This window comes from Meridianimarinicoccus aquatilis (assembly GCF_004358675.1).
Lineage (GTDB): Bacteria > Pseudomonadota > Alphaproteobacteria > Rhodobacterales > Rhodobacteraceae > Meridianimarinicoccus > Meridianimarinicoccus aquatilis.
In genome coordinates this window covers 1-12,001 of sequence record NZ_SMZO01000081.1, presented here as the reverse complement: position 1 = coordinate 12,001, position 12,001 = coordinate 1, and the positions used below count along the sequence as shown (strand labels likewise).

The 12,001-nt window shown below is 59.4% G+C and carries 16 protein-coding genes; 6 read left to right on the top strand and 10 right to left on the bottom strand.

Going from position 1 to position 12,001, the window contains the following annotated elements; all coding sequences use genetic code 11:
• Positions 1 to 325: M23 family metallopeptidase (locus E2L05_RS19130; protein ID WP_133344510.1), on the top strand; the 325-nt coding region annotated here is incomplete at its 5' end.
• A 52-nt stretch (positions 326 to 377) separates the two neighbouring features.
• Here E2L05_RS19130 and E2L05_RS19125 read toward each other — a convergent pair.
• The 6 genes from E2L05_RS19125 to E2L05_RS19100 all read right to left on the bottom strand — a co-directional run bounded on the left by E2L05_RS19125 (position 378) and on the right by E2L05_RS19100 (position 5,054).
• Positions 378 to 1,172 (bottom strand): ATP-binding protein, encoded by a 795-nt coding sequence (locus tag E2L05_RS19125; protein WP_133344512.1) that lies wholly within the window; start codon positions 1,170 to 1,172, stop codon positions 378 to 380.
• Positions 1,173 to 1,216: 44 nt separating this feature from the next.
• Entirely contained in the window at positions 1,217 to 2,107 is an 891-nt protein-coding gene (tatC, locus tag E2L05_RS19120; protein ID WP_133344508.1) for a twin-arginine translocase subunit TatC, read from the bottom strand.
• Positions 2,104 to 2,550 carry a Sec-independent protein translocase protein TatB gene (gene tatB / locus E2L05_RS19115; protein WP_133344506.1) on the bottom strand — a complete coding sequence of 149 codons (447 nt, stop codon included), beginning with the start codon at positions 2,548 to 2,550 and terminating at the stop codon, positions 2,104 to 2,106. The genes tatC and tatB overlap by 4 nt, the downstream gene beginning before the upstream one ends.
• 33 nt (positions 2,551 to 2,583) lie before the next feature.
• Positions 2,584 to 2,799, bottom strand: coding sequence for a twin-arginine translocase TatA/TatE family subunit (locus E2L05_RS19110; RefSeq protein ID WP_133344504.1), 216 nt, complete (start codon positions 2,797 to 2,799; stop codon positions 2,584 to 2,586).
• Between the two features lie 115 nt (positions 2,800 to 2,914).
• Positions 2,915 to 4,012 carry an ABC transporter ATP-binding protein gene (locus tag E2L05_RS19105; RefSeq protein ID WP_133344502.1) on the bottom strand — a complete coding sequence of 366 codons (1,098 nt, stop codon included), beginning with the start codon at positions 4,010 to 4,012 and terminating at the stop codon, positions 2,915 to 2,917.
• A 370-nt stretch (positions 4,013 to 4,382) separates the two neighbouring features.
• Positions 4,383 to 5,054: a VPLPA-CTERM sorting domain-containing protein gene (locus E2L05_RS19100; protein ID WP_133344500.1), complete on the bottom strand. Its 672-nt coding sequence runs from the start codon at positions 5,052 to 5,054 to the stop codon at positions 4,383 to 4,385.
• Between the two features lie 310 nt (positions 5,055 to 5,364).
• On the opposite strand from E2L05_RS19100, the gene E2L05_RS19095 reads away from it, so the two are divergent.
• The 3 genes from E2L05_RS19095 (at position 5,365) to E2L05_RS19085 (ending at position 7,253) form a co-directional block, all read left to right on the top strand.
• On the top strand, positions 5,365 to 6,012 hold the full coding sequence (locus tag E2L05_RS19095) for a DUF3047 domain-containing protein (RefSeq protein WP_133344498.1): 648 nt from the start codon (positions 5,365 to 5,367) through the stop codon (positions 6,010 to 6,012).
• A gap of 142 nt (positions 6,013 to 6,154) precedes the next feature.
• Complete coding sequence (locus E2L05_RS19090; RefSeq protein WP_133344496.1) at positions 6,155 to 6,340, top strand: hypothetical protein; 186 nt, start codon at positions 6,155 to 6,157, stop codon at positions 6,338 to 6,340.
• 292 nt (positions 6,341 to 6,632) lie between these two features.
• Positions 6,633 to 7,253, top strand: coding sequence for a hypothetical protein (locus E2L05_RS19085; RefSeq protein ID WP_133344494.1), 621 nt, complete (start codon positions 6,633 to 6,635; stop codon positions 7,251 to 7,253).
• 39 nt (positions 7,254 to 7,292) lie between these two features.
• Here E2L05_RS19085 and E2L05_RS19080 read toward each other — a convergent pair whose 3' ends face one another.
• Together E2L05_RS19080 and hemF are read right to left on the bottom strand one after the other, a co-directional pair.
• Positions 7,293 to 7,655 carry a SnoaL-like domain-containing protein gene (locus tag E2L05_RS19080; protein WP_133344492.1) on the bottom strand — a complete coding sequence of 121 codons (363 nt, stop codon included), beginning with the start codon at positions 7,653 to 7,655 and terminating at the stop codon, positions 7,293 to 7,295.
• 34 nt (positions 7,656 to 7,689) lie between these two features.
• Positions 7,690 to 8,580 (bottom strand): oxygen-dependent coproporphyrinogen oxidase, encoded by an 891-nt coding sequence (hemF, locus tag E2L05_RS19075; RefSeq protein ID WP_133344490.1) that lies wholly within the window; start codon positions 8,578 to 8,580, stop codon positions 7,690 to 7,692.
• A gap of 112 nt (positions 8,581 to 8,692) precedes the next feature.
• On the opposite strand from hemF, the gene E2L05_RS19070 reads away from it, so the two are divergent.
• Together E2L05_RS19070 and E2L05_RS19065 are read left to right on the top strand one after the other, a co-directional pair.
• Positions 8,693 to 9,064 (top strand): hypothetical protein, encoded by a 372-nt coding sequence (locus tag E2L05_RS19070; protein WP_133344488.1) that lies wholly within the window; start codon positions 8,693 to 8,695, stop codon positions 9,062 to 9,064.
• Positions 9,065 to 9,206: 142 nt separating this feature from the next.
• The gene (locus E2L05_RS19065) at positions 9,207 to 10,631 is read left to right on the top strand and encodes an alanine/glycine:cation symporter family protein (protein WP_133344486.1); all 1,425 of its coding nucleotides are present in this window, start codon (positions 9,207 to 9,209) and stop codon (positions 10,629 to 10,631) included.
• Positions 10,632 to 10,714: 83 nt separating this feature from the next.
• Here E2L05_RS19065 and E2L05_RS19060 read toward each other — a convergent pair whose 3' ends face one another.
• Together E2L05_RS19060 and E2L05_RS19055 are read right to left on the bottom strand one after the other, a co-directional pair.
• Positions 10,715 to 11,545: an SDR family NAD(P)-dependent oxidoreductase gene (locus E2L05_RS19060; RefSeq protein WP_133344484.1), complete on the bottom strand. Its 831-nt coding sequence runs from the start codon at positions 11,543 to 11,545 to the stop codon at positions 10,715 to 10,717.
• On the bottom strand, positions 11,542 to 12,001 hold a 460-nt coding region (locus E2L05_RS19055; protein WP_133344482.1), incomplete at its 5' end, for a class I SAM-dependent methyltransferase. The genes E2L05_RS19055 and E2L05_RS19060, both read right to left, overlap by 4 nt.

Genomic DNA, 12,001 nt, shown 5'->3' with positions numbered 1-12,001 from the left:
CCGAATTGTGCGCGGCTACAGCCCGGGCAGAAACGAAGGCGTGGATTTCGGCGCAGCCGCTGGCGCTCCGGTGCGCGCAGCCGAAGCCGGAACCGTTGCAGCCATCACCCGCGATACTGATCAGATCCAGATCGTCGTTCTGAGCCATGCTGGCGGATTGCTCACCGTGTACGCGAATGTGGATGACGTCATTGTTCAAAAAGGCACCACCGTGGCGCGCGGTCAGAAGATCGCCGTCGTAAACGCGGCGGACGATCCGTTCTTGCATTTTGAAGTGCTTCAGGGATCAAGCCGGGTCGATCCAGTTCCCTATCTGAGCCAGTAAGGCATGGGCGGCGAAAGCCGCCCCACTCTTCCCAGAGACGCGGCGGGGCCTGTCAGAGCGTGACGCCCTTACGGCCTGCCAGATCCGTCACATATTGCCACGCAACTCGGCCAGATCGGGCACCACGTGTCGCCTGCCACTCGATCGCTTCGGCGTGCAAGGTGGCGTCATCGATAGTCAATCCGAAGGCGTCGCAATAGCCCCGGATCATCGCCAGATACTCGTCCTGCGTGCAGGGATGAAACCCAAGCCACAGTCCGAACCGATCTGACAGCGATACTTTTTCCTCAGTCGCTTCGGAGGGGCTGATCGCACTGGAGCGTTCATTCTCGATCATGTCGCGGGGCATCAGATGGCGACGGTTCGACGTAGCGTAGAACACCACATTTTCCGGTCGCCCTTCGATCCCGCCATCCAAAACCGCCTTGAGGCTTTTGTAATGTTGGTCGTCATGACTGAACGAAAGGTCATCGCAAAACAGCACGAAACGTTCTTTGGATGCGCGCAAAATGGCCAGCAGTCGTGCTATGCTGGGAAGGTCTTCGCGTTGCACTTCGACAATCTTCAGATCGAACCCGCGTTTGCACACTTCTGCATGCACCGCCTTGACCAGCGATGACTTTCCCATTCCACGCGCGCCCCAAAGCAACGCGTTGTTCGCGGGAAAACCTTGGGCAAAGGACAGCGTGTTTTCCAATAGCGTGTCGCGCGAGCGATTCACCCCTATGAGCAAGGGAAGATCAACGCGAGACACTTTCTGCACCGGGGCCAAATGATCCGGGGACGCATGCCAGACAAACGCCTCTGCGATGCCCATATCCGGCACTTTGGCGGGGGGCGGGCTCATCCGGTCAAGCGCGTCAGCGATCCGTTTGAGCGATTTCCTAGACTTCACGAACCGGCCCCTTTTCCGGCAACCTCGTCATCGGTGTCGTCTTCATCCCACAGACCTTGCGCCCGAAGCTCCGCCTCGCGCTTCCGTTCAACGCGCTTCACCAACTGAATGGACAGCTCATAAAGACCATAGACAACGACAAACAAGATAACCTGTGTGATGACGTCGGGCGGGGTCACCAGCGCCGCAAGGACCAGAATGCCGACAACCGCGTACTTACGAACGGCAATAAGCCCCTCTGCAGACACCAGACCGGCTTTGCCCATCAAGGTCAGCAGAACGGGAAGCTGAAAACAAAGGCCGAACGCAAAGATGAATTTCAACGACAAGTCGAGGCTTTCGCGCACCGACCCAAGAAACACCGTCGTCATTTCCTGACTGGCGGCACTGGGTTCAAAGTCCCCCTGCCCCGCGACCAGATTGGCCAAGGCTGGGATCGCGTCCGAGAAACCGATGAAGAAGTTCATCGCGAGCGGCGTAACCACGAAATGGGCGAAGGACGCCCCAACAAGGAACAACAAAGGCGACGAGATCATGAACGGCAAAAATGCGTTCTTCTCTGTCTTGTAAAGGCCAGGCGCAATGAATCGCCACAATTGATGCGCAATAACCGGGAACGCGATGGCAAAGCCGCCAATCATCGAGATCCGGATCAAGACAAAGAACTTTTCCTGTGGCGCAGTGAAGATCAACCTTGGGTCTTCGCCCCGCGCCCGCAGAACATCTGCAATCGGTTGCGACAGAAAGTTCAAAATCGGCTCAGCGATGGTAAAGCAAATCACCATGCCTACGAGGAACGCGATCACCGAATAGATCAAGCGCGTGCGCAACTCTGCAAGATGCTCGATCAGCGGGGCCGAGCTATCGTCAATGTCGTTTTCGGTCATGTGGCTTTGTCATCCGTGACAGCTTCGGCCGCAACTTTCTGGGCCGCTTCGCGTTCGTGCCGCTCGGTCGCCTTTTTCGCTGATGCGGCCTGAATTTTGGCGGCAGCTTCAGCACGTTCGGGGCTCAAGGGCGGCGGCGCGGCTGGCTTTTCAGACGGCGTGTCCTCGCCATCCCAATTTTCCAGGTCGCTTGCCGCCTTGTTTATAGCATCAAGCCCAGTTTGGCGCGGGTTGGCCATCGCGCGCAGGTCTTTTTGGATGTCCTTGACCCCGGCTTCATCGGCGGCTTTGTCCATCGCCGACGAAAACTCACGTGCCATTGCTCGCGCTTTACCCGTGAATTCGCCCAAGCGGCGGAACATCATGGGCAAGTCCTTTGGGCCCACAACGATCAATGCCACAACGCCGATCACCAGCAGTTCCGACCAGCCGATATCAATCATGTTCTTGCCGCCTGTCCCACGCGTGTTCGGTCGTCAGACCTTGTCTTTTTCGACTTCCGGCGTCACGTCGCGAGCAGCAGTTTCGTCAGCGTTTTCAATCTCTGCCGAGCTGTCTTTGACGCCGCGCTTGAACGCAGTGATGCCCTTGCCCACTTCGCCCATCAACGACGAGATCTTGCCGCGTCCAAACAGGACCAGAACCACGACGGCGATCAGCAGCAGACCAGGCAATCCGATGTTGTTTAGCATGTTTTAGTCTCCCTCAGACGGCGCAACGCGCGCCCGTCCCTTGCGATGGTACGTCTGTAAAGAAGATAGGGCGGAAGGCAAAGCCCCAAAACCCCGACAGGTAAGAATCCACGATTTATGCCGAACTTTCAGGCCCGGAAGGGAAAACATGACACCGATCTCGGCGCATCATCAACCAGAGTGGTGTACCCGGCTTCGGAAGGAAGACAGACGGAACCACAGCCTGAAGCGTCGATCCATCAAAAGCCATCTCGAACTCAACCAAGCTTTCACGCCCGAGATAGCGGGATCGGCGCACCCGCCCCATAGCCGGAACCCCTTCGCGCGGGGTCGGCAGTGGGCCGGACCCTTGCCTGTCAAAGTCCAATTTCAAGTGCTGAGGCCGTATGACGATATCCACATGGGATCCATCCGCATGGCCGGGCGCAAGAAACTCGCCAAAGGCTGTCCGGGTCAGCCCACCCTGCACCGTTCCGCGTATCACATTGATGTCGGAAAAGAATGCCGCCGCTGCCTTGTCGATCGGACTGTTGTAAAGGTTATAGGGTGCCCCTTGTTGAACGATCCGCCCATCCCGCATCAAGGCGATCCGGTCAGCCATGCGCATGGCCTCTTCCGGTTCGTGCGTGACCATCATCACGGCTGTGCCTTCGTCTTTCAACAGACCCAGCGTTTCGTCACGGATGCCATCGCGCAACCGATTATCCAGTCCCGAGAACGGCTCGTCCATCAACATGACGCGCGGACGCGGGGCCAAAGCGCGGGCCAAGGCGGCGCGTTGCTGTTCGCCGCCCGAGAGTTCGTGGGGATAGCTGTTGATGTGCCGCTCAAGATCGACACGGGCCAATAGCTCTTTGACTCTGTTCAGTTTTTCGGCGCGCTTCCCGGTCAAGCCAAAAGCGACGTTTTCGCAGACGCTGAGATGGGGAAAGAGGGCGAAATCCTGAAACATAAGGCCGATGGAGCGCTGCTCAGGCGGCAAGAATGTACTTTTATCGCAGACGGTTACACCGTCGAGCGCGATGCGGCCTGCCTCGGGGCGTTCCACCCCGGCGATCAGGCGCAATGTAGTCGATTTTCCGCAGCCCGATGGGCCAAGAAGGCACAGGATTTCCCCTGCGCCGATGGAAATCGACACGTCATCCACCACCGCGCGACCACCAAAAGATCGCTTTAAATCAGTGGCTTCTATCCTAGGGGCCGGGGTCGTCATGGGTGCGCAGCTATCCGATTGAAACCGTCGGGATGGCTCGGGCTACCACTGCAACGCAGTGCGTGCAAGGCGGCGCTGTAGGCGGCGTTTGGCGGCAGTGCATGACACACGTATGACATGTGTATTCCACGCGTATGACGCTGCTTTCGGCTGAATCCGCCCGAAAAGGCCGAACCTCATCGAAAGAAAGCTCTTCCGAGCTATCGCTTTGAGCGTCCCGATTTTGCACACCGCCATGTTGGACCCTTTGTGAGGCGCGCCTCAGTTCCCGGTTTTATAGAAAAAGGGGTGCCGGACCGAACCGACACCCCCAAGACAGTACTTTACACACCGGATTGAAAGGGTCCGGGGCGAGCGCGGCTGCGCAAAGTTACGCCGCGCGTTTTTTCAAACGCTTGAGAGTTGCCGCAACGGCAATCCCCGACACAAGCAGCAACCCGCCAGCAGGGAGCGGGACCGGCGTTGTCGGCGGCGCCGTGCTTGTTGTAAAGTTAAGGTTTTCGAGCACACCGTAGGAAGCGCTACCTTGAATGAAGACCGTATCAAACAGCCCTGAAAGTGCGAAGCCGACGTAGGAACCACCGGCATTAACGACAGACGATGCCCCCTCAGCGGAGCCGTTCAGTACCCCGACGATATTCCAGGTTCCCGCGCGACCAGAACCCAACACTCCGCTGATCGATGAGATTGCGGCATCAAAGACCATTGTGATCCTGTTGGTGATGCCAGAAGTAGATGTGTTATAGGCAGCAAAGCTATCGCCACTGAGTGCATTGACGCCAAAGTTGCCACACTCATCCAAGATTTCCCAGCCGCCGCTGAAGGTCACGCCTCGCCCAGCATACTCGTTGTCAAGCGGTCCGGCACTGGCAAAACTACAAGGTGCTGGGCCAAGTTCATCGAATGTAATGCTTTCGGCATGCCCTATCGTTGGCGCCATCAAAAACATGCTCAATGAAAAAGCCGCGCAGTTAACCATTTTTCGCGTCGCAGAAACTTCAGTGAATGTCATAGATACAACCTTTAAGTTACTAGTTTCCAAAAATATTCTCTACATTACGTAATAGTAGACCAACTACGGCAAAGTGTCATTCTTTCTTTGAGCTTGCCCAAAATCCTATCGACCGGCCCAAACGGCCGAAGCCATGCAACCTTGATCTTCGGAGGGGTAGCAGCACCTGGACGGCTGTTTGGCTTTGCGGGGGCCGGACCTTTCGACAAAACACCCTAGTTGGGAGCTACGGCGCGGGGGGAATGCAGACGAGCGACGCCGCAGTCCCACGCGACGCTCACGCAAGCGTGGCTTGTGCGGAGCGGCGTGATGGGCGAGGCAAAGCAAAACGGAGGCCCATATGCACAGATTTCTTCCCGTCGCGACCCTTGCCCTGATGACTGCCCTGTCGGCATTACCCGCAGCGGCCGTGGATTTCACAGGGTGGACCGAGCAGAAATTTTCCCTGTTTTCGAGCAATGATTACCGGCAAGCGGGCAGCAGCCTTGGGGTGAAATCGGACGGGTCCGTGTCGCTGTTGTGGACGCGCCTGCCCGAAGCGGAGTGGGGCGCGACATCGGCAAGCTGGCGATGGAGCGTCGATCAAAGCGTGCCCCCGACCCCGCTTGACCAGAAGGGCGGCGATGACCGGAATCTGTCGCTGTATTTTGTGTTCCTGCCCGAAACGGTGGCGGCACAGTACAAGGACAGCAACATCCGCAAGCTTTTGGAGGCGGATGAGGCGCGCGTGCTGCTGTACGTGTGGGGCGGTGATACGGCGCGCGGGACGATCCTGCCCTCGCCTTACTTGGGTGCGCGGGGCAAAACCGTTGTGTTGCGCGGGGCTGGCACCGGGGCATTCGCGGAAAGCGTCAATTTGCAGACCGACCTAAGTCGCGCCTTCGGGTCCGGAACCGACGGGGTGCTGGTCGGGCTGGCCGTGTCCGCCGACAGCGACGACACCGACTCTGTCATCAGTGGCGGAATTGCCAACCTAACCCTGAAGTAACACCGCATGGCAAAGCGGGGCGCGGGCGGGCTTGGGGGGCGGTGCCCCCGCTGGTCCGGCGTATAGGGCTTACAATCAACGGCCTTTTCCCCTATATGTTGAGGTACAGCGGGAGTTCCTCCGCAAAAAGAAGGACAACCCGATGGGCATGTTTTCCACCAAGCCGAAATTCGATCTTGCTGCGTTTCTGGCCGAGCCTGCCCCCAAGGGCGCGCGCCGGGCTGGGAACAAAGGCCGGGGCATGCAGTTCCGCCCCAGCAAGGCCCCCGAAGCATCGAGCGAGCCTGAGGCGACAGAGGCCAAGGCGACGGACAAACCAGCAAAGTGACCTGAGAGCCCTCAGCGCAGCGGTGTTGTGCGAGGGGTTTGGGTGAAAAACAAAAGGCCCCGGCGCGCGAGTGTGGGGGCTTTTTTTTGTGTCTCGTGCCTTTGGGACCGGGGCCGGTGCGGGCAGCAATGGCTTTGAACAAGCGGGATTTGACGCAGGAAATCGGGGGCGAATGCCGAGGGCGATTCACCCGAACTTCATCGGGGCTGGAATAACGTAATTGACGCAAGGCCCTTCCCAACCGAGGGTGACGCAGATCACGGCACATTGCGGACGGCAGGACCGATAGGCGATGCCCCAGAAAAGCGAAGGACGAGCTATGCCACTGCACGACATTGTCGGGAAATCAATCAACGAGCCTATCAAAAGCAACAATTCCGTGGGCGATGTGCGGCTGCTTTGGGGCACGGCTCAACAACAAAGCCTGACGGGTCAGACGCTGACGGCCTTGGACGGGACGACGCTTGGCTACACGCTGCTTTATTATATTCCCGGTTTGACCACTTGGTGCGCCGTGGGCGGGGCCCCTATCCTGACGGGGTACATGAGCGGGTGCTACCTGTTCCGGTACAAAGTTGCTGGACAGATGCGAGTGGCCCATGTGGGCACCGACGACACCAAGGCTGACTGGAGCAAACGCGCCAAGGATGCATGGAAGGCCCTTGCGGCAGGCGGCGCCACCGAGATCATGGGCTACGATCCGATCAACGATATTTCCGACGACATGATGCAGCGCGCCGTCGGTGCGGGCACCAACCCTCAGATCATCGGGGCCTGGGAAGCGAATGGCGCAGCGCGGGTCGGCATGGTGGTCACCGACACCGCAAATGCAGGCAAGCGCATCATCGTCGGGTTTGAGCACGCCCCCCTTCGGTCTTGGCGCGAAATCCAGAACGACGTGAAGATGGCCTGAGGCCAGCCGCTGCGCGACGAAGGGTCGAGGGCACGCCCCTCAGCCCCCGTAGAAGAACTCTTCGCGCACGATCTTGCCGTCTTCCACGGTGTAAATCGCGACTTCGGACATTTGGCTGCGTTCGCCGAACATGGTCACATCCATGGAAAACGTCACCGCGAAGCGGTCGGGGCCGTGCAGGAACGGGCCGTCCACCGAGGCGGAGTGCATGGTTGTGTTTTCGTCCCACCACGTGTGCTTGCCGCGGATGCCATCAAGGCCCACCGTCTCGCGCCCGTTTCCGTCATTGTCCTCGGCTTCGACGGACACGGCGTGGTCGGCATAAAGCTTGCCAAGGTTTTCCATGGTCTGGCCGGTTCGGCAGCCTTCCACCAGTGCGGCGGCGATTTCTGACAGGGTCATGATGGGTCCTCCAAGTGTATGTTCGCTTGTTGTTCTAGACCCATTTGGCCAGCGGTGGAAGGCTCATCAGCACCGCATTGGCATCATGCCCGGTTTCAAGCCCGAATTTCGTTCCGCGATCATAGACGAGATTGTATTCGGCATAGAGCCCGCGGTGGACCAACTGCGTATCGCGGTCGGCGTCTGACCATGGATCATTCCGGTGCGCTTCGACGGTTGGCAAATAGGCAGGCAGAAAGGCGCGCCCAACGGCTTGGGTGAAGGCGAAATCGGCCTCCCAATCGCCGGTGTTCAGGTCATCATAAAAGATACCGCCCACGCCGCGCGCCCGGCCCCGGTGCGGCACGAAGAAATACTCATCGGCCCATTCCTTGAACCGGTCGTAATAGGCCGGGTCGTGGGGGGTGCAGGCGTCTTTCAGGGTGGCGTGGAACGCGGCGGTGTCTTCGGGGTATTCGATGCAGGGATTGAGGTCAGATCCGCCGCCGAACCACCACGCGCCGGGGGTCCAGAACATGCGGGTGTTCATGTGCACGGCGGGGCAATGCGGGTTCTGCATATGCGCCACGAGCGAAATGCCAGAGGCCCAGAAGCGCGGGTCGTCTTCCATGCCGGGCACGCCGCGCGCGGCCATCGCCTTTTGCGCGCGGGGGGCCAGTTTGCCATGCACTGTCGAAACGTTGACACCGACTTTTTCAAAGACGCGCCCGCCGCGCATGACACTCATCAAACCGCCGCCCGCATCAGAGCCATCTTCAGAGGCGCGTTTGGTTTGGCTTACCTCAAAGCGGCCTGCGGGCATGTCGGCAGTGGGGCCTTCCACCTGGCTGTCTTCCATCGCTTCAAAAGCTGTCGTGATCTGATCGCGCAGGTCACGGAACCATGCTGAGGCGCGTTTTTTCTGGTCTTGGAACGGGTCGGTCATCTGCTGTTTTTCTCCTCGCTTGGGAAAGGTCTAGCAAAGCCGCGCACGGGGCGCCATGCACGCTTTGCCTGACGGCCCAGCCGCGCTAGTGTCGTGGCGAAGAGGAGCGCGAATGACACGGATTGCAGGAATACTTGTTCTGATCGCGGTGCTGGCAGGCTGTGCGAGCCAAACCGCGCAGTGCAGACGGGACGTGCAGCAAGAGTTGGCGCAACTGGACCGCCAGATCGCCCAATCGCGCGAGGCGCTGAGGCTGGGATACCGCGAGGAACTGATCCGGCCTCGGGTCACAGTCGGCGTTGAAATTTGCGGCAGCCCAAGTGCCAATGTCGGGGTCTGCGCCGACACGACACGCCCGCCCCAGCGCGCAAAAGTGGCCATAGACCCCGCACAGGAGCAACGTGCTTTGAATGACATGCTGGCCCGCCGCGCCGACGTTGTTGCACGCGCGGACCGCGACATTGCCCAATGCGCAGCCAGTTGACGTCATAAAGCCCAGCAAATCCGCAAAGCAACTATTTGTGTAATTCCTACACATGTTCACTGGATTTTTGGTCCAGAGCGCGTTTGGGTGAGGGGTAGGTGCGGCAATCGAACCGCCCGCCACAGATCCAAAGGGGAACCGAATGGGATTCATAGAGAATATTTTCAACGCCATTGGCGACTTTACGTGGGGCTGGTCCTTGATCCCCTTCCTTGTCGTACTGGGCCTGACCTTCACTTTTGTGTCCGGCTTGGTGCAGTTCCAATTCTTTGGGCGCATGTTTCAGGTGCTGTATGGCAAGCAAGACCCCCGCACCGCAGGCCATGTCAGCTCGCGTGAGGCGCTGCTGGTGTCCGTCGGCGGGCGCGTCGGCGGCGGCAACATTGCCGGGGTCGCGGTGGCGATCACGCTGGGCGGTCCAGGCGCGGTGTTCTGGATGTGGGCGATTGCCCTTGTGGGCATGGCCACCAGTCTGTTCGAATGCTCGCTTGCGCAACTTTATAAACGCGCGGAACCTGACGGCACTTATCGCGGCGGCCCTGCCCGGTACATCATCTTTGGCCTGGGCGAACAGTTTCGCTGGCTGGCCGTGCTGTATGCGGTTTGCCTGATTGCGGCCTTTGCCCTTGGCTTCAACGCGTTTCAGGGCAACACGGTTGCGGGCGCGGCAGAGGACAGCCTTGGCATCAACCGGATCTGGACCGGGATTTTCCTGGCCATCATCACAGGCTTTGTCGTCTATGGCGGGATCAAGCGCATCGCCAAAGTGGCTGACGTGATCATTCCGATCATGGCCATCAGCTATATCGCGATGGCGCTTATCATCATCCTGCTGAACATCACTTCGCTGCCCGGCGTGATCTGGGACATCGTCAGCAATGCGTTCGGCCTGCAAGAAGCGGTCGGGGGCGGCATGGGGGCGGCCATTGCACAGGGCCTGCGGCGCGGGCTGTTTTCGAACGAGGCCGGGCTTGGCTCTGCGCCAAATGTTGCGGCTGTCGCGTATGTACGCCACCCAATCAACCAAGGCATCGTTCAATCGCTGTCGGTGTTCATCGACACGATTGTCATCTGTTCGTGCACAGCGTTCGTCATCTTGCTGGGCGATGTGTATGTGCCGGGGGCCGAAGGAATCAACGGCGTGGCCCTGACCCAGCAATCATTGGTCAGTCACGTGGGCAGTTGGGCGCAGTACTTCCTGACCTTCGCGATTCTGCTCTTCGCGTTCAGCTCGATTATCTACAACTATTACTTGGGTGAGAACGCGCTGAGCGTGCTAAGCACAAACCCCAAAGCGGTTCACATCCTGCGCGGGGCCATCGTTGCGTTGGTGTTCATCGGGGCGACTGCGCCTGCGGCGACATCGGTGTTCTTCTTCTCGGATCCGATGATGGGCATCCTTGCATTGGTGAACCTTGTTGCGCTTACCATGCTGTTTCCGATTGGGCTTAGGCTGCTCAACGATTTCAGGCAGCAGTTGGCCGCCGGCGTCGAACACCCGGTTCTCGACGTTGAGAAGTTCAGCGATCTGAACATCGACAAGGCTGCGTGGTCTGACGTGAAATAAAGCACGCCGGGCGACAGGTATGCCGTTTGGGTCGCCCTTCGGGGCGGCCCTTTTGGTGTTGAGCGTGGGACTTGTCGCCTTGGTCAGTGCGCGGGCGCGTTCACAGGGTCAAGCAGCGTGCGGCCCCCGTCAACAGTCAGGATCTGGCCGGTCATGAACCCGGCCCCTTCCGAGGCGAGAAACTGCACGGTTTCCGTAACTTCAGTCGGGCGGGCAATGCGGGACATTGGGGTGTGATCGACGATGTCGGACCGGAAAGATCTGTTTTCTTTCAATTTATCCTTGAGCGACGAGGACATGACCGATCCAAAGGCCACTGCATTTACGCGAATCCGCGAGGGCGCAAGGGCCACGGCGAGCGATCGGGTCAGTTGATCCAGTGCGGCGGTCGAGACCGAAAAGGCCAAAAGCTGCGGATGGGTGCGGCGCGCGGCAATGGAGGACAGGTTGATGATCGAGCCCGCCGGACGGCTTGGTGACATGTCTGTTTCGGAGTCCTGATCTTCCACGCTCTGCGCAATCATCCGCTTGGCCGCCAGTTGTGACAGGCGCAGGGCGATCATCAGGTTCTGTTCAAGCTGCTGCGACACTGTTTCGTCCAGATCAAGCAAGTGATCAGGGTCCGTGGCCACCACCTGCCGCGATGCGTTCACAAGAATATCGAGCCTGTCGAACTTTTCGATCGTGGCTGACATAAGGTTGGCCAGCGTCAGCCGCTCGCGAAGATCTCCCGCGAAATAGGCCGCGTGGTCGTTATCGGCCTCATCGGACAACTCTTCCTTAAGGCGGGCTTCGTCGATATCCGCAAACATCACGTTGGCCCCCGCTTCCAAAAGGTGGCGGGCAATCGCAAGGCCGATACCATGCGCAGCGCCGGTCACGATGGCGGTTTTGCCTTCTACGGAAAAGCTCATCTACTGGCTCCCTTTCGGGTTTGGCGTGGGCGACTCGCGTGTAGGATTTTGAAAGCAGAGCTTCCGTCAACCTCCTGCCAATCGCGAAACTGGGTTTCAAGCATCGCCTCATAGGGCAAATGTCGATTAGCGACCAGCCACAGTTGCCCTTGCGGCGCAAGCGCGGCCGCCGCAGACGCAATGAAGGCCCGGCCAAGGTTGGGGTCGCCCGCGCGCCCGGTATGAAAAGGCGGGTTCATTACGACCGCACCCAAGGGGGTCGCAGGCCGCCAAGTGGTCGCATCCGTCCAGTGGAATGATGCCCGCGGGTCGGTCACGTTGTCCCGCGCCGCGCTTAGGGCGACATGATCGGCTTCGACCAGATCGAGTTGCTCAACACCGTTGCAGGCAAGGATTTGCGCCGACAGCCAGCCCCACCCCGCCCCAAGATCGGCCACGCGCGCGGGCAGCTTCGGG